This window comes from Ktedonobacter sp. SOSP1-52 (assembly GCF_016587395.1).
On record NZ_BNJH01000002.1, the window covers coordinates 1,974,514 to 1,994,748 of the forward strand.

Annotated in this window: 18 protein-coding genes and 1 other annotated feature; of the genes, 13 read left to right on the top strand and 5 right to left on the bottom strand. The window is 54.4% G+C overall.

Features of this window, described 5'->3' with window-relative positions; translation table 11 throughout:
* Positions 1-264: 264 nt before the first annotated feature.
* Entirely contained in the window at positions 265-921 is a 657-nt protein-coding gene (locus tag JMJ16_RS23955; protein ID WP_201385586.1) for a GAF domain-containing protein, read from the top strand.
* A 63-nt stretch (positions 922-984) separates the two neighbouring features.
* On the opposite strand, the gene JMJ16_RS23960 is transcribed toward JMJ16_RS23955, so the two are convergent.
* Together JMJ16_RS23960 and JMJ16_RS23965 are read right to left on the bottom strand one after the other, a co-directional pair.
* Positions 985-1,335: an inorganic diphosphatase gene (locus JMJ16_RS23960; protein WP_236601667.1), complete on the bottom strand. Its 351-nt coding sequence runs from the start codon at positions 1,333-1,335 to the stop codon at positions 985-987.
* Positions 1,336-1,347: 12 nt separating this feature from the next.
* Positions 1,348-2,538: a DUF711 family protein gene (locus tag JMJ16_RS23965; protein ID WP_201385587.1), complete on the bottom strand. Its 1,191-nt coding sequence runs from the start codon at positions 2,536-2,538 to the stop codon at positions 1,348-1,350.
* 169 nt (positions 2,539-2,707) lie between these two features.
* Between JMJ16_RS23965 and JMJ16_RS23970 the strand changes: the two genes are divergently transcribed.
* Together JMJ16_RS23970 and JMJ16_RS23975 are read left to right on the top strand one after the other, a co-directional pair.
* Positions 2,708-5,080 (top strand): AAA domain-containing protein, encoded by a 2,373-nt coding sequence (locus JMJ16_RS23970; RefSeq protein ID WP_201385588.1) that lies wholly within the window; start codon positions 2,708-2,710, stop codon positions 5,078-5,080.
* A 71-nt stretch (positions 5,081-5,151) separates the two neighbouring features.
* On the top strand, positions 5,152-5,910 hold the full coding sequence (locus JMJ16_RS23975) for a C-terminal helicase domain-containing protein (RefSeq protein ID WP_201385589.1): 759 nt from the start codon (positions 5,152-5,154) through the stop codon (positions 5,908-5,910).
* A 66-nt stretch (positions 5,911-5,976) separates the two neighbouring features.
* Here JMJ16_RS23975 and JMJ16_RS23980 read toward each other — a convergent pair whose 3' ends face one another.
* A complete protein-coding gene (locus tag JMJ16_RS23980; protein WP_201385590.1) occupies positions 5,977-6,690 on the bottom strand; it encodes a response regulator transcription factor in 714 nt (237 codons plus the stop codon).
* 503 nt (positions 6,691-7,193) lie between these two features.
* Here JMJ16_RS23980 and rbsK point away from each other — a divergent pair.
* The 6 genes from rbsK (at position 7,194) to serS (ending at position 13,823) form a co-directional block, all read left to right on the top strand.
* Positions 7,194-8,144, top strand: coding sequence for a ribokinase (gene rbsK, locus JMJ16_RS23985; protein WP_201385591.1), 951 nt, complete (start codon positions 7,194-7,196; stop codon positions 8,142-8,144).
* A complete protein-coding gene (locus tag JMJ16_RS23990) occupies positions 8,119-9,051 on the top strand; it encodes a nucleoside hydrolase (protein ID WP_201385592.1) in 933 nt (310 codons plus the stop codon). The genes rbsK and JMJ16_RS23990 overlap by 26 nt, the downstream gene beginning before the upstream one ends.
* Before the next feature lie 163 nt (positions 9,052-9,214).
* Positions 9,215-9,526 (top strand): metal-sulfur cluster assembly factor, encoded by a 312-nt coding sequence (locus JMJ16_RS23995; RefSeq protein ID WP_201369463.1) that lies wholly within the window; start codon positions 9,215-9,217, stop codon positions 9,524-9,526.
* A 191-nt stretch (positions 9,527-9,717) separates the two neighbouring features.
* Complete coding sequence (locus JMJ16_RS24000) at positions 9,718-10,974, top strand: zinc-ribbon domain-containing protein (RefSeq protein WP_201385593.1); 1,257 nt, start codon at positions 9,718-9,720, stop codon at positions 10,972-10,974.
* 105 nt (positions 10,975-11,079) lie between these two features.
* Positions 11,080-12,162 carry a hypothetical protein gene (locus JMJ16_RS24005; RefSeq protein ID WP_201385594.1) on the top strand — a complete coding sequence of 361 codons (1,083 nt, stop codon included), beginning with the start codon at positions 11,080-11,082 and terminating at the stop codon, positions 12,160-12,162.
* A 101-nt stretch (positions 12,163-12,263) separates the two neighbouring features.
* Positions 12,264-12,479, top strand: a binding site (T-box leader).
* A gap of 57 nt (positions 12,480-12,536) precedes the next feature.
* Entirely contained in the window at positions 12,537-13,823 is a 1,287-nt protein-coding gene (gene serS / locus JMJ16_RS24010) for a serine--tRNA ligase (RefSeq protein ID WP_201385595.1), read from the top strand.
* A gap of 51 nt (positions 13,824-13,874) precedes the next feature.
* On the opposite strand, the gene JMJ16_RS24015 is transcribed toward serS, so the two are convergent.
* Positions 13,875-14,378 (bottom strand): metallophosphoesterase family protein, encoded by a 504-nt coding sequence (locus JMJ16_RS24015; RefSeq protein WP_201385597.1) that lies wholly within the window; start codon positions 14,376-14,378, stop codon positions 13,875-13,877.
* Between the two features lie 170 nt (positions 14,379-14,548).
* On the opposite strand from JMJ16_RS24015, the gene JMJ16_RS24020 reads away from it, so the two are divergent.
* Positions 14,549-15,259 (top strand): metallophosphoesterase, encoded by a 711-nt coding sequence (locus tag JMJ16_RS24020; RefSeq protein WP_201385599.1) that lies wholly within the window; start codon positions 14,549-14,551, stop codon positions 15,257-15,259.
* 167 nt (positions 15,260-15,426) lie between these two features.
* Here JMJ16_RS24020 and JMJ16_RS24025 read toward each other — a convergent pair whose 3' ends face one another.
* Positions 15,427-15,594 carry a hypothetical protein gene (locus JMJ16_RS24025; protein WP_201369474.1) on the bottom strand — a complete coding sequence of 56 codons (168 nt, stop codon included), beginning with the start codon at positions 15,592-15,594 and terminating at the stop codon, positions 15,427-15,429.
* Between the two features lie 345 nt (positions 15,595-15,939).
* Between JMJ16_RS24025 and JMJ16_RS24030 the strand changes: the two genes are divergently transcribed.
* The 3 genes from JMJ16_RS24030 to JMJ16_RS24040 all read left to right on the top strand — a co-directional run bounded on the left by JMJ16_RS24030 (position 15,940) and on the right by JMJ16_RS24040 (position 20,177).
* A complete protein-coding gene (locus JMJ16_RS24030; RefSeq protein WP_201385601.1) occupies positions 15,940-17,169 on the top strand; it encodes an alcohol dehydrogenase catalytic domain-containing protein in 1,230 nt (409 codons plus the stop codon).
* On the top strand, positions 17,162-18,586 hold the full coding sequence (gene lpdA, locus JMJ16_RS24035; RefSeq protein WP_201385603.1) for a dihydrolipoyl dehydrogenase: 1,425 nt from the start codon (positions 17,162-17,164) through the stop codon (positions 18,584-18,586). Before JMJ16_RS24030 ends, lpdA begins: the two co-directional genes overlap by 8 nt.
* Positions 18,587-18,818: 232 nt before the next feature.
* A complete protein-coding gene (locus JMJ16_RS24040) occupies positions 18,819-20,177 on the top strand; it encodes a polysaccharide deacetylase family protein (RefSeq protein ID WP_201385605.1) in 1,359 nt (452 codons plus the stop codon).
* Positions 20,178-20,235 lie beyond the last annotated feature (58 nt).

Here is a 20,235-nt window from a genome sequence, read left to right on the forward strand (position 1 = left end):
CTTTTGCGCTTTTCAGGGAAAACATGAGCGGTAAGCCACAGCTCTTGCTTGTGGTCTGGAAATGTATTGTCTTCCTGAATGACTTTCTATGTTACAATAAGCATGGGATACTCGTGTCTAACATACAGGCTGTAGTCCATGCTTAGTTACCACCTATCCGAAAACCTGAGCGCGGAGCGCTAGCCATGGCAGTGGCGCCGCGCCCCGAATGGAGATTGGTTTTCGCATAAGAAGTCAGAAAGTCACCAGGAGAGAAGATAACCCATGACAACAGACGATAACGCTCATCAGTTGCCACGACGTTCACATAGAGATTACTATACAGCTCTCCATCAGGCCGCGCTGACATTTACCTCCAGTCTCGAACTGGACCAGGTGCTCCAGAGCATCGTTACCAGTACCACTGAGGCGATGCAGGTAGATGCCTGTGCTTTACGTCTGCTTGACCGCAAAAGCGGCCTGCTTCACTTAAGCTGCGTTCATGGACTCAGCGGCAACTATCTCGCGAAGGGTCCAGTAAGTCTCACCCAGAGCGCAATTGACAGCGATACCATGCGTGGCACCCCAGTCTATGTACCCGATGTGCGCAGTGATACACGCTTTCAGTATCAGGATGCAGCCAGGCAAGAAGGCCTGGTCTCGGTCCTGTGTGTACCACTGGAAGTACGGGGAGAAGCCGTTGGGGTCATCCGCGTCTACACCAAGCAACAAACTGTCTTTGATGAAGATGATATTCAGTTTTTAACGGTTCTTGCAAGCCTGGCCGCGCTCTCAATCGAGAACGCTCGTCTCTACGAGAATGTACGCACATCCTTTGATGGTATCATGGGTGCACTCTGGGGACATGAGTATATCGACGAACAGCCAGCCGAGGTAAGCACCATCCGGACACAAACGGTTATTCAATTTCGCGAGTCATAAAGCAGCATAAATAGGACGACGCTGCTGAAGCACGCGTCGTCCCTCTTCCCCCTGCAAGCACCTCTAACTACGTTCAATCAACATTCCCACGTGGAGACCACTGTTGTGTTGAGCGAGGATTTGTTCCATCTCTTCATGGGTACACCCGAGTAAGATTTTTATCTCACTGTCGCGCTTTAACACGTCCACGCATACGATGAGCCCAGCCATCTGCCGCGTTTGCTGCGTACCCACCCAGACATCAATTCCGTCGCCATCAGCAGCACGCGTCCCTTGTAGATAGCCATAGTCATAGGGGTAAATCATCTCCTCATAGCGTGGATGTCTCGATCCTCTGGGGCGATCTATCACAATTTCACTGTTTGCGACCAGGTCATCTAGCGCCTGCCAAAATCCTTCCTGCTGCGTCAACATAGCATCCTTTCTCTATACAAGCGTATTTGTCAGATACGGCGAGCTGAACGTTGTGCTCTCACCAGCCTGTCTTCCAGGAACCGGGAAGAGGCGCGCCGAGAGTGGCTTGCGCAGTCGCAGAGCAAGCGTCGCTACATCCAGGAGCAGCGCGGCAATCTCTTCGACGGAGCAGTCTCCTGGCAAGGGAACCGTGTCCAGTCCTGTCCCGCACACGGTGGAATACAACAGGAGTTGATGGGCGTTGACTCTCCGTTCGGCCCAGCGCTGCCCTAACAGGCGATCCTCCAGGACAGGAAGCATCAGACCGTTATAGCCACAGGTTGGCAGATCCGTCCCCTTCAGGGCAGCGGTCAGCGCCGCGGCGACTGCGAGCGTTCCCGGCGATCCCAGGGGGCCATAGCCACAGAGTTCCATGGCCACCGCGATACTCTCCTCGCCCATAGGCGCGGGCGAAAGATCGATACCGCCAAAGCGCACGCCATACGCTTCCGCCAGATGGCTGACTGCTTCCACCACCGGGCGCGCCTGTGACTGCAAGGCAGCCTTGAGAGTCTCGCTTACGAGGGTCAGATCGAGCGGGCCTGCCTGCTGGGAACGTAACTGTTGCAGTGCCTCCGTCACAATGCTCACCCCCTGCAAACCAACACTCAGGCTACTGGTCCCCTCGTGATAGGCCGCAGGAAAGAAGGGGCTGCCAGGATCAACACAGGCCAGCATAGCGAAACGGAAGTTGCCAAAACCCTCTTCACTTTCGCTCGCCAGGCGCTTAATAATGTGGGCTGTGGGCAGAGCGGCCTGCGCGCGCAAGCCATGCTGGAGCGTCGCCAATTGGACCGTCGCGCTCAAGGCTGAGGTTGGCAATAAGAGATCTGCCAATATATCCAGCCGCGCCAGGGGAAAGTCCGGGCGCGTCACCTGGGCCGTTCCCAGCGAACAATAGGCCAGGTTTTGCTCGTCCAATATTCCCTGCAACTCCTGAATATACTGCTGGATCTCCGTCGCGGACCAGGACACGAGGTCATCCCACACGGAACGCGTTGAGAGGCGCAGTGTCTGTAGCTCGTAGCCAGCCTCCGTGAGCCGTGCCTCAACCTCGCGTAACAGAGCGCTCGCCTGTTGTATATGCTTCGCCGTCAGTGGGTGGGCGTCCGCCAGCCCCAGCGTGACGGTACGAATGATGGGATTTTTCGGGGATGCAACCATCTGTTTCCTCTTTTCCAATTGGTCGGTGTATGGTAATAAAAGAACCACAACACATCTACCGTTCTGGCTTTATTCTTTATGTATCCTTGTTTGATCTAGAGATTGACGAAAGTTTGTTCGTGGCGTACACTGCCAGCAAGAGCAAAATACAGGAGACTTTTTCGCAACTATGACGCAGGGAACTGAACAACCTGAGATCCATACTCACGCACCCGAATGCTTCCTCTGTGCCTTCGATCCAGGTCCTGATTGTACGGGGTTGCAACTCGAAGGGCGCATTCTCGCCACTCAGGAACGGCTGGTGGCGGGCGAGCAGGTCGCGGTCTTCGTACTGGATACCGGGAGCGCGCATATTGAGTTGCACCTGAATGACCACTACTATCGCAGCCTGGTGCGTGAGCTTCGTGCCCGCTGGGATGTAGTCAAAATGCGTCCCTTGCGCCTGCGTGTCTATCATCTCCCGTTCGCGCCCACCGAACTTACCTTTCGTGACCGCTCACGTTCCTGCTATCGCGGCAACTCCTATACCCTGGCCGTGCTTGAGCCAGATACCCTGCTTAACATCACTGACCTCAATCAGGCGGAATATTGCCAGCGCCAGCACCTCTTGCAGCGCTTGATCCCTTCGCCAGCAAACGCCGCGACCATTCGTGGTAACATTGTACATCATTGCTTTAAGGAGCTTCTCAAGGAGCATGATCGCGGGAAATTCTTGCTACGAAAGGCAGATGAAGAGGAAAAGCAGGCGCCAGAAACGACGTATGCAAGCCTGCAACGTCACCTGGAGCAAGCGTTACAGCTCCATAATATTGAGATGGCCCTCGCAGGTATTAATCCTGAAACGATGCGTCAGGAGGCTCAGCCACATCTAGAAAGCCTGGCGCGTTGGTTTGAACATGAACGCAATACACTCTGGGATATGCCGACCGCGCTTCAGGAGACTCATGAGACACAAGCAGATACTGATACCGCGCCCAACCAGGTGCGCGCCGAAACCTTTCTGCTGGCGCCTGAAATTGGGCTACGTGGACGCCTTGACCTCTTCTGGCGGCAGGCGGGTCGACAACGCCTGCTCGAACTTAAAACAGGGGGCGCCAAAGGCGAGCTTCCCCGCAAAGAGCATCGCTGGCAGGTCTATGGCTATCACTCTCTGCTCATGGTCCGCCGCGATTCTCAGATGAAGAAGGCCCTCGCGACCCTCCTCTATAGCGGTACGCCACAACACGCCCAGGCCTTTGGCATCCCCGCATCTATCCGCGAGATCCAGCGCGTCAATGAGCGGCGCAACACCCTGGTGCTCAGCCTGGCAACTGGCATTCCAACCACACCTCCAGGCCCCTCACGCTGCAATCGCTGTTCGCTCCAGAGCCAGTGCTATCAGCTCTCAAGCCTCCTCGACTGGCAGCTTCCAACCATCGACGCGGCCTTTCAGAATGGACAGGGCGAGGTAAGCGAACCGGATACCCAGGACAGGCGTCCCTGGCATTTCAACACTCAGGAGGATAAGGCCTTCTTCGCTCACTACTATCACCTGCTTCAACTGGAGGGCCGCGCGGGCGAAGAACAGCAGGCCAGGCTCTGGAATACACCGATAGAGGAGCGCCTTAAACAGGGAACAGCCATTCAGGGTCTGCAAGCGCTTGGCCCTGCCAACATTGCGAATGATGGCTGGCAACAGAGCTTTAGCTGCGAGAATACCTCTGAACTACGCGAGGGCGACGAGATTCTCTTGAGCAGCGGCGATCCCATTCGTGGGGAGGTCGTCAGTGGCACTATTCTCCAGATTAGTTCGCAAGCCGTAACCGTCTGGACACGCGAGCTGATTGACCACCCAGCCCTGCTCGACCGCTATGATAATGACCTGGTGCATGTACGCACGTTGCAAAACCTGATGCGCTGGCTCCAGGTTGATCCCCACCTGCGTGACCTGGTCGCGGGGAAGGTCCGCCCGCGCTTTAAACAGCAACAGGTCCATCCAAGAGCAGACTTTAACGCTGAGCAGAACCTAGCGGTTGAGCGCGCCCTCCAGATGCAGGATTATCTACTCGTCCATGGCCCCCCAGGAACAGGAAAGACCAGCGTTATTGCCGAGATTGTTAAGCGCCTGACGCAACAGGGGCAGCGCGTCCTGCTGGCGGCCTTTACCAACCAGGCCGTCGATAATATTCTTCTGCGCCTTGAGCGCGAGGGCTTCGACACCTACCTGCGCCTGGGTCATGAGCGTAGCGTGGCCGAAGGAGTACGCCCCCACCTGCTGAAACGCCTGGTGGATGAGAGTCCGCACCCAGAGACGGTACACGATCTGCTGCACTCTATGCCAGTGATTGCCTCAACGACCGCGACCTGGTCCTCTGATAAATATATGCCAGCCCACATGCTCACCAGCGAGGACATTGCACGTAAGCAGAGCGGACTGGACTTTGACGTTGCCATTATCGATGAAGCAGGCCAGCTTACTGTACCCGCCATCCTGGGGGCCTTGCGTTTCGCGCGCCGCTTTATCCTGGTAGGCGATGAAAAGCAGCTTCCCCCCTCGTCCTGAACCCGGAGGCTGCGACCCAGGGCTTAAGCGATTCCCTCTTCAGCCACCTTAAGCGCTTCGATGATGACTATATGCAGAATCAGGCCGTGGCCATCAGCGCCTGTGTGCCACTACGCACGCAGTATCGTATGAATAAGTGGATCTCAAACTTCTCTTCCACCGTCTTTTATGAGCGCCTGCTTCTCGCGCACCCCTCGATTGCCGAGCGAAAGCTAGACTTTACCTCCTTCTCGCCGGCTCACCAGGAGACAACGGCTATCGCTGAGGTCCTCAAACCGGGGCGCCCCCTGGTCTTCCTCGATAGCTCACCTCTTCAGGCGGAAGCGAACACATATGAAACGGGACTGGGCGCGAGCGAGAGCAAAACGAGTAACGCCGAAGCGCAAGTTGTACGCGACATCGTCGCGGAACTCCTCAAGCGTGGCATCACACCGAAAGATATTGGCATTATCGCGCCTTTTCGCGCGCAAGTCGCCACCATTCGGCGGCATCTCTTTAGCAGCGATCCTACCAGCGGTTGGGAGGCGCTCCCGACCTCGTCCCTCCTGAGTGTGGATACCGTTGACCGCTTTCAGGGTGGCGAACGCATGGTTATCATCATGTCCTTTGCAACCAGCCAGGAGCCTCCGGCAGGCAGCCAACGGCGTGACTTCCTGACCAATCCACATCGCTTAAATGTGGCTCTGACCCGCGCTCAACGCAAACTGATCCTGGTTGGCTGTGTCCCGGCCCTTGAGCCACTGCCTCTTTTCAGCCGCCTCATTACTTACTGTCGCAGCATGAAGGCTATTTTTTCCGCAGCTACACCCACACTTACCCCCACCTCTTAAGCGTCAAGAAACTGTTTTAACGATAGGTGATGGCGAGCTGGCTATGCGGCTCGCCATCACCTATCGTTAAACATCTTGTACGTCAATGAGTCCTTTTTTGATCGCGTAGATGACAATCTGAGAGCGATCATAAATGTTGAGCTTACGATAGATGTTGCTAATATGGTTGCGCACCGTCTTCTCGGTTACTGCTATGGCCTGGGCAATCTCTTTAGGCACCATCCCCCTGGCAATACGCAGCAATACCTCGATCTCTCGGCTCGTCAGCCCCTCGCCAATCGGCTCTTTCTCCACCAGCCCTTGCTCATAAAGCTGCATCATGCGCCTGGAGATACGTGATGTAATAACTTGTTCGCCCGCGTAGACTGCGCGAATGGCGGCTACAACCCCTTCAGCGGAGCTATCTTTCAAAAGGTAGCCACTCGCGCCCGCGCTCAATCCCTCCAGAACGCGCTCATCAACGGTGTAAGCGGATAAGAGGATGACCCGGATCTGCGGCCACTCTTCCTTGATACGCCGTAGCGCCTCAATTCCATCCATACGCGGCATCTGCACATCCATTAGGAGAACATCCGGCTTGTAAGTTTCAGCAAGTTCAAGCGCTTCGATGCCATCACCAGCCTGTCCAACCACGCTAAAAAACTGTTCCTGCGCCAGCATACCAGCGATACACTCGCGAAAGAGACGTTGATCATCGACCACCAGGATACGAATATATGTTCCCTTCTCCTCACTGCTCCGGCGTTTTCCCCCAGACTTCTCTTCTATTTGCAGCACCATGACACCCTCCCATAACCACATTGCGATATATTTACGCTATTAGCTTTATCTATCAATATGCCCTACAACATGTAGAACGCGCAAGCTCCTTTTAGCTAGCAAAATGGTAAAGATTTTTGCTTTCGTAGCTAAATTCCTTAACCACACATATGCCTATGAATCAATATCCTAGATAATAATACCTCCTATTGCGCTTTTTACCAACAAACATGCAGGTGCATTCTCGCAGCCTATTGCGAGAATGCACCTGCATGATGTATGCTCTCAGTGGATGTTCATTAGTACCAATAGCGCTTACCATACTTTTGGGACTATCCCCTCGCCACGCCCCACATAGCTTCTCGCGATATGCATCTGGGCTATGATCTTATTCCGAAACCCAACGTCACTGGCGTGCCTAGCGCTTCGCACTCAGGGTTTTCGGATAAGAAGATAACAAGAAAGTTCTGCTTTCCCGCAGGTCATACTGGCATGGCAGTAATGTACACAGGAGAACATTCGTTATGCAACCAAAAAACATCCTGGTAGTCGGTAGCCTGAATATGGATCAGGTTGTACGAGTTCCACATATCCCGCATATGGGTGAGACACTTTTGGCGGAGAACTCGTTAAAATTTGTTCCCGGCGGCAAAGGAGCAAACCAGGCTGTAGCTATAGCTCGCATGGGAGCCTCGGTCACCATGGCTGGCCGCGTTGGCATCGACTCCTTCGGAGACCGCTTACTAGACGCGATGCGCACCGAAGGTATCGACACACAACTTATTGTTCGAGATAAGGAAGAGAACACCGGGACTGCGTTCATCTTTCTCTCGCATGAGGGGGATAATGCGATTGTCGTAGCCGGGGGAACGAATATGCTGGTCGGAGAAGATGAAGCGCACATGCAGCAGATTCATGCAGTCCTGGCTTCCGCGCAAGCCCTGGTGCTTCAGCTTGAGATCCCCCTCGCAACCGTAACCAGCCTGATTGAGAAAGCCGATACCCTTGGCGTCCCGGTGACGCTCAATCTGGCACCCGCGCAGGCGCTCTCGCGTGATCTCTTGCGCAAAGTCACTGTGCTCGTGCTCAACGAAACTGAAGCCACACAACTCAGTGGGCAGCAGGTACATAGTGTTGAGGATGCACGCATCGTCGCGACCATCCTGCACGGCTATGGTATTCAAACCATAGTGATCACGCTTGGTGCACGGGGAGCCATGCTCGTGACACGCGACGCCACTGGACAATCACGCTGTATCTACCAGGCATCTCCCAAAGTTCAGCCAGTGGATACCACGGCGGCGGGAGACTGCTTCGTGGGCGCGCTCACCGTTGCTCTCAGTGAGGGGCAGCGCGCCGAGGATGCCCTACGCTTCGCGGTCTATGCGGCATCCCTCAAAATCGCGCGCTTCGGCGCGCAAAGTGGAATACCCTATCGGGAGGAAGTTCTTGCATCGTATCATTCTAGACACTGATCCCGGCATCGATGATGCCCTCGCGCTCTTTTTAGCTCTGGCCTCGCCTGAAATACAGCTTGAGGCTTTGACCACTGTATGCGGAAACGTCAATCTTGACCACACGACGCGCAATGCCCTGGCGTTGCTCTCCCTGGCGGGACGAGAAGATATCCCTGTCGCGGCAGGCGCGTCACGCCCCCTCATCCTTCCACATGGGGATGCGGCGTCCGTGCATGGGCTGAACGGCCTGGGTCAGCTTCAGCTTCCCGAATCACGCATCACAGCCCACCCTCAACATGCGGTCGACCTTATCATCGAGAGGGTCATGCAGGCGCCCGGCGAGATTACGCTTGTGGCCATTGGCCCACTAACCAACCTGGCCCTGGCCCTGCACAAAGAGCCCCGTATCGCGCGTGCAGTGCGCGAGGTATATATCATGGGGGGCGCGTTGCGCGTCCCTGGCAACGTCACGCCTGCCGCTGAGTTTAACATCTATTGTGATCCTCATGCAGCCCATGTAGTCTTTCACGCGGGCTGGCCACTACGCATTGTCAGCCTGGATGTGACCCACCAGGTAAGCCTGACCCCTGTAGATTTTGCGCAATTGGCAACCTCCCTGGATGGCTCGGTGAAGCACGCAATCCTACAGATGACGGACTTCTATTTCAACGTCTTCCAGGCAGAGATAGCGACCAAAGCATTCCATATGCATGATCCACTCTGCCTCGCCGCAACCTTCCTTCCTGATCTTATAACCTGGCAGCCAGCCTACGTCGATGTGGAACTTCAGGGCACGCTGACCCTGGGTGAGACAGTCGCTGACTTTAAACAGCTCACGCAGGCCAACATGCAAGCACCAGTCGCCGTCGACGCAGCAGGCTTTCGTACCCTCTTCCTCGAGCGCATCGGACAAGCCTATCTCTAAGCGGCATTGCAAAGGGCGAGGCCCTTTGCCGGGGTGGGAGATGTCCCCACCAACCCTCTTTTTCTTTTGACAAATAGGCTCCGATACAGTATATTACAGAAGAATATATTCCGACCTATTTACTCGGATTAAGAGGAGCCTACCAGAGACAAAGGAGCCGATTATGGCACAAATTAATGAAGCAGAAGTGATGGATGCCCTGCGTGAATGTTATGATCCAGAAATCCCGGTGAACATTGTTGACCTGGGCCTGGTCTATGGCATTGATATACAAGAAGCAGATGCCAGCGTAAACGTAACGATGACTCTGACCGCTATCGGCTGCCCCATGGCTGGCGAGGTAATAGAGGAGGTCGAGTCGCGCGTAAAGCAGGTCGAGAATGTGCAGAACTGCAAGGTTGACCTGACCTTTGATCCCCCCTGGTCCCCTGAGCGCATGACAGAGGACGCAAAATGGGAACTGGGAATGATCTAAGAAACGTGCTAAAGGCAGAATGAGGCCAGGCGTCGCGCGACGCCTGGCCTTATTCTGCCTTTAGCACTACTAGGCTTGGCACAATACGGGAAGAATGGTATGCTAGTGCATGATCTCGCTCTGTCTGGATCATGCATATTTTATTTTATTGCCCACTGTTTTATTTGTTCTATACATCGGAGTTTTTACATATGCAGCATTGCCCCAACTGCGGAACACCGCTACAAGCTATAGCAAAGTTCTGCCCTGGCTGTGGCCAGCGGGTTGCACTGGCATCCAGTCCAGCACAGCAGCCTGCCGGTGATCTTCCTCCTACGCCCCCTGCGCCCTCCGAACCAGCTATGCTTGCCGGCGAAAACTACGGCTCCTACGGCCCCAACGTGGTAGCCTCCACAGCACAATCCTCAGCACCTACCTCGTCGCCCGCGCACAGCATTTCCTCGCCTTACCATACACCTGTCTCTTACACTGGGCAGGCACCGCTACCTGTTACACCTTACAGTGTCAATCCTTACGATCCTTCCGTTGATCCAGCGGCAGGCCAGAGGACTCCAGGGATATATACACCTCCTCCTTACATGCCTTATACCCCACCTACGCCTCCCGTAGCTATCAGGAGGAAGCGTTCGCCCTTATTGCTCGTTCTCCTGGCCATTTTGCTCATCGTTGTCGTTGGCAGTGGTGTAAGCCTGATTTACTATGCGGGGGTTGCCCTACCAGCTCAAGCTAACGCACAGGCCACCAGTACCGCACAGGCCGCGACCAACACGGCCAATACCCAGGCGACCGGCACCGCACAGGCAATCACCAATGCCACCGCCACAGCCAATGCCCAGGCAACCGCGAGTGTGCAGCAAACAGCAACCACGCGCCAGACGATCTACGCCCAGGCGACCAACGGCTCGCCCGTCTTTCAATCCTCTCTTGCCGGTCCAGATAGCGCAGGCTGGGAGACTTATGATGCCGTAGGGGGCGGAGGATGCTACTATAGCAATGGCGCCTTCCATGCCGATGTTCGGAACAAGAACTATTATGTCGCCTGCTTTGGACTCAACACTAATTACACAAATATGGTCTTTGAGGTCAACATGACGGTCCTGAAAGGTAATACAGGTGGACTGATCTTTCGCGGCAATAAGGACTCATTAAAATTTTACTCCTTTGAGGTAGGAAGCGACGGCACAGTGGAACTTAATGCCTCTCAGAGTGATGGCCACGCCCATAACCTTTTCTTTGATCACCCAAATGTCGTTAAAACAGGTATCGGGCAGGCAAATCTTGTAGATGTTATCGCACGTTCCAGCACAATATATTTCTATATCAATAAACAATACGTCGGCCAGGTCCAGGATACAACCTATACCTCTGGGCAGATTGGCTTCATGTCTTTAGATAGCTCTTCAGCGACCGATGTGGCCTATAAAAACGCTCGTGTCTGGCAGCTTTAGCGCCACAAAGAGGAGTGAACAAACGAGACGCCGGGATGGCTCCCAGCGTCTCACAAGGCGCGTAAACCGACGCCAACGCAAGATAAGGAGGGATATTTATCACTCATGCCTCATCTATCACCAGACGAGACTCCGCATCAATCTAAGGATTCCAGGACCGTACTAGCAGAGAGCCAGCCGGACAGTACATCCCCAGACACAACGACGCCTGCTGAGTCCGAAACACTCTCTCCCCAGGAGACGCTCTTTGCCGCGCGCCTGGTAGAATTAGATCTCAAGCGCCAGCGGCTCCTGAAAGCCCAGCAATTGCAGAATCGGATGCGCCTACTCGTCTTCACCCTGGCGACTGTCTTGATCGTTAGCGGCTTCGGCTTTATTATCTACAGTACCAGCGTCGACTATCGCCATTCCACGCATGCGTTTGCCACTGTACAGGCTCAGTGGACACAAAATGTCGTTAATACCGCCCAGGCACGCTCGCAGGGAACAGCCAACGCGATTAATACCGTCCAGGCCAATATTAACGCCACCGCCACCGCCCAGGATGAAAATCAGGCGCAGGCGACCACAACCATTGAAGATATGACCGCCACGGCGACCGCACTCGAAGGCATCCTCACCGACGCAACCAAGAAAGATCCCGACCTGAACGATTCCTTAAGTGATCGTACCGGTGATGGAAAATGGGATATTGGCGGCAACAGCACCACGGGCTGTGCCTTCACTAGCAGTGGTTATCACGCCTTCGTGGCCAAACGGGGCTATATCCAGCCCTGCCTCTCGCAGGCGAAAACCTATGCCGATGCCGTCTATTCAGTCCAGGTCACCATCAATACAGGCAACGCCGACCGCGCCGGGCTGCTTTTCCGCGTCGACAGTACAGGCAACCAGTATTACTTTTTTAGCATTGGCATGGATGGAACCTATAGCCTCGACCTCTACCAGGAGTCAGGACAGGGACAAAACCTGCTCAATGGGCGCAGCTCGGACATTACACAGGGGCTAGGACAGAGCAATCAGCTCGTCGTGCTCGCCCAGGGCACAACCTTCTACCTCTTCGCAAACGATACCTTCCTTGGAGGTGCCAGCGATAGCACACTGAAATCAGGGCGCCTGGGCGTGGCCGTCGTTCAATCAGACATTCCCATCGACGCCAGTTTCAGCAATGTCAAGGTGTGGAAACTTTAAGCCAATCCACACCTTGACAAAGCGCAAGCAAACTGTTACCCTTGTATTTAAGTATAGAATCGGTGACAGATCTGTTTTACCAGGCAATACATGGACATACCATAACGGCTATGATTGGGACAAGTAGCCTGCGCCACCTTTCAGAGAGCTGCGGTCCGGTGCAACGCAGTAGTGAGCAGCGGTGAAATCCACCCAGGAGCCTGCGCGAAGAGCGCTCACGGTTCGCCCCCGTTACCCGGCTAGAACGAGGTTCACTTTCGCTTGAACGAATAAAGGTGGTACCACGATAACGCTGTAAAGTCGTCGTCGTCCTTTCAGGACACGGCGTTTTTTTATTGTTCGCATGTATGCCACTATAGATAGAGGAGGAGATCATGCTCGATCTCACATTTATCCGCACCAACACTGACGCGGTCAAAGAGGCCGCGCGCCTGAAGAATAATCCTATCGATATCAATGCCCTCCTGGAGCTTGATCGGCGCGTTGTCTCGCTTCAGCAAGAGGTCGAGGAGGCCCGTGCTCAGCAGAACGCGCTCTCGAAGAAAATTCAGCAGGCCGCGAAAGAGAAAAACGTCGAGCTGCGTAACCAGTATATCGCCCAGGGCAAACAGCTCTCAGAGGCCATCAAGGAGAAAGAGCCGCTCCTGGCCCAGCTTCAGGAGGAGCGCTATCAGCAGCTCCTGCTCGTACCCAATATTCCCGATCCTAGCACACCTGTGGGCAAAGATGAAGACGACAATGTGCCCATTAAGTATTGGGGTGAGAAGCCAACCTTTGCATTCCCCGCGCTCGACCATTATGACCTGATGCAGAAGCTGGAGATGGTGGATATTGAGCGCGCCGTCAAGGTGGCTGGCAGCCGCAGCTACTCGCTCAAAGGCGCTGCTGCACGCCTGGAGCTAGCACTGATGAACTTCGCCTTCGACCGCCTGTCGCGTAAGGGTTATACTCCCATTATCGTACCCTCGATGGCCCGCGACTTCGCTTTTGTCGGCAATGGTCAGTTCCCCAAGGGGCGCGACCAGGTCTATGAGATTGAAGGGCAGGACCTCTTCCTGGTGGGTACCGCCGAGGTCTCGATTACCGGCATGTACAAGGATGAAATTCTCAAGGCTGAGGAGCTACCGCTGACCTACGTAGGTTACAGCCCCTGCTTCCGCCAGGAGGCCGGCACCTATGGCAAGGATACGCGTGGTGTCTTCCGCATTCATCAGTTCAACAAGGTAGAACAGTATATTATCTGTGAGGCCGACCACGCAGTCTCGGTCCAGTGGTTTGAGGAGCTTGAGCGCAACGCGGAGGAGCTCATTCAAGCCCTGGAGCTGCCGTACCGTATTGTCAACGTCTGCACAGGCGATATGGGTGATGGCAAGGTTGGTATGCACGATATCGAATGCTGGGTTCCCAGCGAGAATCGCTATCGCGAGACCCACTCGTGCTCGTACTTCCACGATTGGCAGGCTCGTCGCGCTAATATTCGCTATCGCGATGCCGAGGGCAAGGTCCGCTTCGTACACACGCTCAATAATACGGCCATCGCCTCGCCCCGCATCCTGATTCCGCTGATCGAGAATCACCAGCAGCCAGACGGCAGCGTGCGCATCCCCGAGGCACTGCGCCCCTACATGGGTGGGCAGGACTACATTCGCCCGCGCCAGTAACGCAAATGCCACACAGCCAGAGCAGGTCTGGATATATCGTTCAGGCCTGCTCTACGGCTCCTCTTCAAGCCATAAAATCTCTCCACGCACACTCATAGCCTCATCATCAATAGAGAGCATCCCTATGCTGCGTTTAGGCTGGCTACGCCGCTCATTCGCGCTCCCAGGATTAAACAAGAGGAGGCCCTCGTGCTCTTCATTATATGGAATATGGCTGTGGCCAAAGACCACCACTCGCGCCTGGGGAAACTCGCGTTGCGCGTTGCGTGCATAATATTTTCGCTCGCCCAGAATATGCACAATACCAATACGACAGAAACTCACGAGTATCTCGCGCTTGATCGGCAGTTCCATGACCACGTCGTCCCGCTCAACATTCCCCTGTACTGCGACCACGGGAGCAAGCGTCTCCAACTCATCAATTACTGAAAGACACGATAAATCGCCAGCGTGGATGATCTGTTCAACACCCGCAAAAAGCGTCCAGACAGCAGCGGGAATTTTCTTGTGCGGAGGCATATGCGTGTCCGAGATGACGCCAATACGATGAATCATACGCTCAGGTCCTCGCTTCTTTGCTGCTACCAGGAAACACTCCATTCTTATACGTAATTATAGCGCAACAATGATCCCCTTTCTATGGGATATAATGTCTGATAGATAGCTCAATATAATCAAACTCATGAATAGAGAAACCAGCGCAGAAAAATGGAATCGCAATAGCTATGCGTATAGCAATTATCTCAGATATACACGGTAACCAGGTCGCACTAGAGGCAGTCTTACAGGACCTGGATAGCCAGCCTCCGGTTGGCCAGATTATTATCGCAGGCGATCTCTGCCTCAATGGGCCGCGCCCGAAAGAGGTGCTGGATATCGTGCAGGGTCTCCACTGCCCCGTTATTCAGGGCAATGTGGATAAAGAGGTCGTTGACGACAACGGGGTAAGTGGCCCCAAGAAACGCAATATCATCGCCTGGACGCGTGAGCAGATCGGTCGTGAGGGAATCGACTACCTCGCCCAGTTGCCCTTCTCATACCGCGTCCACAATCCTGATGGCAGCGATATTCTTGTTGTACATGCCAACCCGCAGAATGTCGAACAGGCCATTTTTCCCAACGCCCAGGATGAGGAGCTTACTGAACTTTTAGCGAGCGTTGAGCAGAACGTGGGGGCGCTTGTCTTTGGGCATCTCCACATTCCCTATATCCGTCGCTGGCACTCCCTCCTCCTCTTCGATGTAGGCAGTTGTGGGCTACCACGCGATGAGGATGTTCGCGCCTCCTATGGCATTCTTAACTGGCGCAATGGAACATGGGAGCCGGAGATCAGACGTGTCGAATACAGTCTGGATAAGGTCATCAAACAGTTGAAAAAGTGCGGTATTCCTCATTCTGATAAACGCGCCAAAATCCTGAGCAACGCTCGCTACTAAATAGCAAAAGAGAAGCCTGCCCCCTATTTCTTTTACATAAATAGAGAGGCAGGCGCTTTCATATATATACTATAGTTAGTTTTTGAGAATATAAGTGAGAGATGCGGCCATCGCGCTATGTAGCAAGGGTACATACAGATCGCGAAATGCATGAGCCGGGCAAACAATTACGCACAAAAAGATCCAAAATCATTTAGTGCGGGCAAGGCTGACTGCTCATTAAGCGTGATATCTTCTTCCCTACAAACATCCTCACCCAGGTAACTGGCAGCATCACCGATATCTACCAGCTCCAGGTCCTCAATAATTGCACGCAATTCCCCTGTAGTTGTCATAGGTTTGTCCTTTTGTATATCGATATACCACTATTGAGTCAAACATGTGTACTCATAAATCTGTCCTGCACACGTATTGAAGCGCACTGACGACCAGGGAGATCGCCACAAAACCTCTTCCGTTCCGGAGTGTAATCAAGACAAGTTTCTGGAATAGAGTAGTTATGTATGTCTCTTACTTATAGATACGATTCTTACCATACATGATCACGACTCGGCATCTCTGTTAGGCCAAAAAGGCCATCCTTTCCTTCATTTCTCAGGGCTTACAGGTCTTTTACCGGGTACGCCTTCGCGCCTGCGGCACTCAGGGGATAAGGTGTGTGGGTGGAAAACGGGCGGAGCTTGTTTTCCACCCACACACTCTACTCTTTAAGGCTCAAGTGGCAGATAGGGCTAACGCTAGAGGAGAATGGGGATGCCCTGCACATTGATCTGCCGCCATACCTGCAGGCGCGTAAACGTGGTATACTGACGGGAAGCTATTCTCTCACAGAAGGGGCCGGTCAACCGGGAATTAATGTGAAAGCAGTTATTTACCACGCCCATGATCACATTGCAGTTGAGCAACGACCAGTGCCAGCTATTAATGAGCACGAACTTCTTGTACGTGTACACGGCTGTGGCCTGTGCGGTTCTGACATCCTCAAAATCACACGCCAGGCACCTGCTCCCGTTATTCTTGGACACGAACTGGTTGGGACAATCGTTGCGCAAGGGCGTGACGTCGATACCTTTCACGTTGGAGAACGCGTCGTCGTAGCGCATCATGTGCCGTGTGGTGAGTGCCACTACTGTCGCAGGGGAAACGTCTCGATGTGCGCATCATTTAAGACATCCAACATCGATCCCTGTGGCCTGGCGGAATACATTCGTGTGCCCGCACCACATGTGCAGCAGGCAACGCTTGTTCTTCCCTCGCCCCTCAGTGATGAAGAGGGGTCCTTTACGGAACCTCTTGCTTGCTGCGTGCGCGCAGTACGCAGGACACCTCTGCACGATGGAGACACTCTGCTTGTCGTGGGACTGGGTTCCATTGGCTTACTCATGCTCCAGGCCATCAAGGCTCTGAGCAAACGTGCAGGCTTGAATTGCCAGGTGTATGGCGTTGACCTGCTTGACGAGCGCTTGCAGCGTGCGCGCACATTGGGCGCTGACGAGGTCTTTCACGCCCCTTCTGAGCCGGAGGGTCTGCGTAATCTGCTCTCGCCCCTGACCGCGGGAAGAGGTGCAGATACTGTGCTCCTCACCGTGCCTGGGATACAGCCATTCCAGCAGGGGCTTGCCAGTCTGCGCGCAGGCGGAACGCTACATATCTTTGCCGCCCACGCAGGTACCGTTCCTTTTGAGCCAGAACTGGTCTATCAACGCGAGCTTACCCTACTGAGCACCTATTCTTCTTCACCTGAAGATCTACGCATTGCGCTCGATCTTCTGAGCACACGCGAGGTGCGTGTTGCCGAACTTATTAGTCATCGCCTCCCTCTGGAGCGCTTTCATGAAGGTCTTCTGTTGATGCAACAACGCTCAGCATTAAAGATATTCTTTCAAATAGCAGGAGAAACCAATGTCTGATAAACACTATGATGTAGCGGTGATTGGTGCAGGGCCTGGTGGCTACGTTGCCGCCATCCGCGCCTCACAACTCGGCGCGAAAGTAGCCATCGTGGAGAAGCAATATATGGGTGGCACCTGCCTAAATGTGGGCTGTATCCCCTCCAAGGCCATGCTCCACGTGGCAGAGGTGCTCCATAGCATGGAGAGCGTCAGCGACCTGGGTATCGAACTGGGCCAGGCCCCTACCTTTCATATGCCCAAGGCCGTCGCCTTCAAAGATAAAGTCGTCAAACGCATGACTAGCGGCGTCGGCAGTTTAATGAAAGCCAATAATATCGATGTCTATGACGGCCTGGGCGTTGTCGATGCCTCACGCCGGGTCTCAGTTCAGAAGGGCGATGGCTCACACGAGGAGTTTCAGGCCGAGAAAATCATTCTTGCCACTGGCTCCGTTCCCCTTATGCCTCCTATGCCCGGCATCGACGGACGCAACGTCATCAATAGCGATACCTGCTGGAATCTATCGGCCGTCCCCGAGAGCGTGATCTGCGTTGGTGGTGGCGTGATCGGCATTGAGCTGGCCTGTATGTTCAACGCCATCGGCAGCAAAGTGACCATTCTTGAGATGCTTCCCAATGTGCTGGCTCCGGTCGACGAAGAGGTACGTCGCCTCCTCGTTCGCATTCTGAGCAAGCGTGGCATCAATATCGTGACCAAGGCCAAAGTCGAGAGCATCGAAGACGATGGCAAGTTGAAGCAGGTCAAAACCACTAGCGACCAGGGCGAGCAGACCTTTAGTGGCGAGTATGTCTTGATGGCTGTGAGCCGCCGCACCAGCACTGGCGGTCTTGAGCACCTGATCGAGCAGGGCCTGGACATGGATCGTGGTCGCGTACGCGTCAACGAGAAGATGGAGACCAACCTGCCTGGTATCTATGCCATCGGCGACTTGACCAAGGGCGCGGGCCTGGCGCACGTAGCCTCAGCCGAGGGCGAGATCGCTGCCGACAACGCCATGGGACACGATTCTAGCATGAACTACGATGTCGTCCCCAATCCCATCTACACCTTCCCTGAAATCGCCTTTGTCGGCCTGACCGAGGCCCAGGCAAAGGAGAAGGATCCCGAGGCTCGCGTCGAGCGCTTCCCATGGGTCGCGATTGGCAAAGCCGTCGCGATTGGCGAGACCGATGGCTTTACCAAGGTCATTCGCGGCAAGTATGGCGAGATTCTGGGAGCACACATCATCGGTCCCGACGCCACTAACCTCATAAGCGAGTTCTCTATTGCGATGCGCGGTGAACTTACCGTTGATGAGATCATCGAGACCATTCACCCCCATCCAACGCTGAGCGAAGGCATTCGCGAGGCCGTCCTGGCCGTGGAGGGACGTCCCATTCACATCGGTCCCAAACAGCCCGCGCGCGCGCGCTAGCTGACAAAGCCTGCGTTCCAAAAGCCAAACTTATCAAACGGTGGCATCCATTTGATGGATGCCACCGCTTTTTTCGCGTTCGACACCTCATCCATTTGGCCTATCTCCATCATCTTTAATATAGAGTTAATTTCCTCAATATACGCTACCAGAAAGCTACTATACTGGCTTTAGGCAAGGAAGAAGGGTTTCCTTCCTCATAGGTTCCAAAGAAAGGCAGTCAGTCTTTCCTATGTATAGCACACTCGATACAGGTAGAAACAAACGCCTCGTTGTAGCCTGGATGCTGGTGGCGTTGTCTGTGATACTCTTCCTGACCTCGTCGGGACTCTGGATCTATAGCGCGTACTTCCAGGGCAGCGCGCCTCCTCCCACACCCAAGGTTCTCCATAAGCAGCCTGGTGTATCACCGACACGTACACCCGTAGCCAGCAAGACCGCGGGACTGTACCTGCAAAAATTCTTGCAGCATGATTATACAGGCATGTGGAGCCTGCTGCATCCCCAGGTCCAGACCACCTGGCCCGATCAAAACACTTACGCGCAGTACTGGCAGAAGCGCTTCCAGGGCTACACCATCGCGGGCTATACGCTGGGACAGGAGAGCGCCCTCTCCTCGTGGGTAAATCCTGAAACGATGCAGGAATACAAAGATGTGGCCATGGTTCCCGTCACGCTCCAGATCAAGCCAACGCTAGAGACACAGCAAGAAGCACAGAAACTCAGCACCGTCGATCCCGATATCCTTCACCCAGAGGCGCTATATAGCAACATTCCCATGTATCTCTCGCGCACTGATGCGGCTCACTGGCAGGTGCTCAATGGCGGCCCGGTGGACCTTGAGGCCCCGATTCTCCCCCCTTTACATACAATCTCTCACGATGCCAAGGTGCCTATCATGATGTACCACCATATTTCGGACGCTCCCACCCAGACCATTCTGGAGAAGAGCCTGACCGTACCAACAAAAATGCTAAGCGCACACCTGGCCTATCTCAAATCACGCAAGGCCCATACCATCACCTTTAATCAGCTCTTCGATGCCCTGTATTACAACGGTCCGTTGCCATCCCATCCGGTGATCCTGACCTTTGATGATGGCTACGATGACGCCTACACCAATGCCTACCGGCTTCTCCGCCAGAATGGCTTTAGCGGAATGTTTTATATTATCACCGGCAAGGTCGGATGGAAGGGTCAGGCAAGCTGGAATCAGCTCCAGGAGATGCTCCTTGGCGGCATGCAAATTGGTTCGCATACCATCAATCATGTGGACATCGGCAATACCTACCTGGCCTCGCATGCCCAGGCACAGAAAGAACTGCAAGACTCACGCGCAAGCCTGCAACAACACTTACATATTTCCATTCAGCAGTTCTGTTATCCCTCGGGCGAACCATTTCGCCATGGGAGCCTGGCTCTTCGCGCGGCTATCGTCAACCTGCTGACCTCCCTTGGATATGTTGGCTCAACCACCGATCCCGGCGAAACAGGCATCATCCAAAATAGCCTGACCCCCCAGGTCCTCCTGCGCATCCGCGTCGATGGACGTAATACGCTGGAAGCCTTCCAGGCCAGCATCCCCTGGTAATGTAGTTCTTCCTGGTAAAGGGTAGAGGTTCAGGTGGGCAGGCGCAGCCTGCCCACCT

What these genes read in the sequence shown, in the direction of transcription:
- JMJ16_RS24040 (WP_201385605.1), top strand. Translation starts at nt 18,819, where the DNA reads ATGTATAGCACACTCGATACAGGTAGAAACAAACGCCTCGTTGTAGCC.
- JMJ16_RS23970 (WP_201385588.1), top strand. Translation starts at nt 2,708, where the DNA reads ATGACGCAGGGAACTGAACAACCTGAGATCCATACTCACGCACCCGAA.
- JMJ16_RS23975 (WP_201385589.1), top strand. Translation starts at nt 5,152, where the DNA reads ATGCAGAATCAGGCCGTGGCCATCAGCGCCTGTGTGCCACTACGCACG.
- JMJ16_RS24015 (WP_201385597.1), bottom strand. Translation starts at nt 14,378, where the DNA reads ATGATTCATCGTATTGGCGTCATCTCGGACACGCATATGCCTCCGCAC.
- rbsK (WP_201385591.1), top strand. Translation starts at nt 7,194, where the DNA reads ATGCAACCAAAAAACATCCTGGTAGTCGGTAGCCTGAATATGGATCAG.
- JMJ16_RS24025 (WP_201369474.1), bottom strand. Translation starts at nt 15,594, where the DNA reads ATGACAACTACAGGGGAATTGCGTGCAATTATTGAGGACCTGGAGCTG.
- JMJ16_RS23980 (WP_201385590.1), bottom strand. Translation starts at nt 6,690, where the DNA reads ATGGTGCTGCAAATAGAAGAGAAGTCTGGGGGAAAACGCCGGAGCAGT.
- JMJ16_RS23995 (WP_201369463.1), top strand. Translation starts at nt 9,215, where the DNA reads ATGGCACAAATTAATGAAGCAGAAGTGATGGATGCCCTGCGTGAATGT.
- JMJ16_RS23955 (WP_201385586.1), top strand. Translation starts at nt 265, where the DNA reads ATGACAACAGACGATAACGCTCATCAGTTGCCACGACGTTCACATAGA.
- JMJ16_RS23960 (WP_236601667.1), bottom strand. Translation starts at nt 1,335, where the DNA reads ATGTTGACGCAGCAGGAAGGATTTTGGCAGGCGCTAGATGACCTGGTC.
- JMJ16_RS24020 (WP_201385599.1), top strand. Translation starts at nt 14,549, where the DNA reads ATGCGTATAGCAATTATCTCAGATATACACGGTAACCAGGTCGCACTA.
- serS (WP_201385595.1), top strand. Translation starts at nt 12,537, where the DNA reads ATGCTCGATCTCACATTTATCCGCACCAACACTGACGCGGTCAAAGAG.
- lpdA (WP_201385603.1), top strand. Translation starts at nt 17,162, where the DNA reads ATGTCTGATAAACACTATGATGTAGCGGTGATTGGTGCAGGGCCTGGT.
- JMJ16_RS24005 (WP_201385594.1), top strand. Translation starts at nt 11,080, where the DNA reads ATGCCTCATCTATCACCAGACGAGACTCCGCATCAATCTAAGGATTCC.
- JMJ16_RS23965 (WP_201385587.1), bottom strand. Translation starts at nt 2,538, where the DNA reads ATGGTTGCATCCCCGAAAAATCCCATCATTCGTACCGTCACGCTGGGG.
- JMJ16_RS24000 (WP_201385593.1), top strand. Translation starts at nt 9,718, where the DNA reads ATGCAGCATTGCCCCAACTGCGGAACACCGCTACAAGCTATAGCAAAG.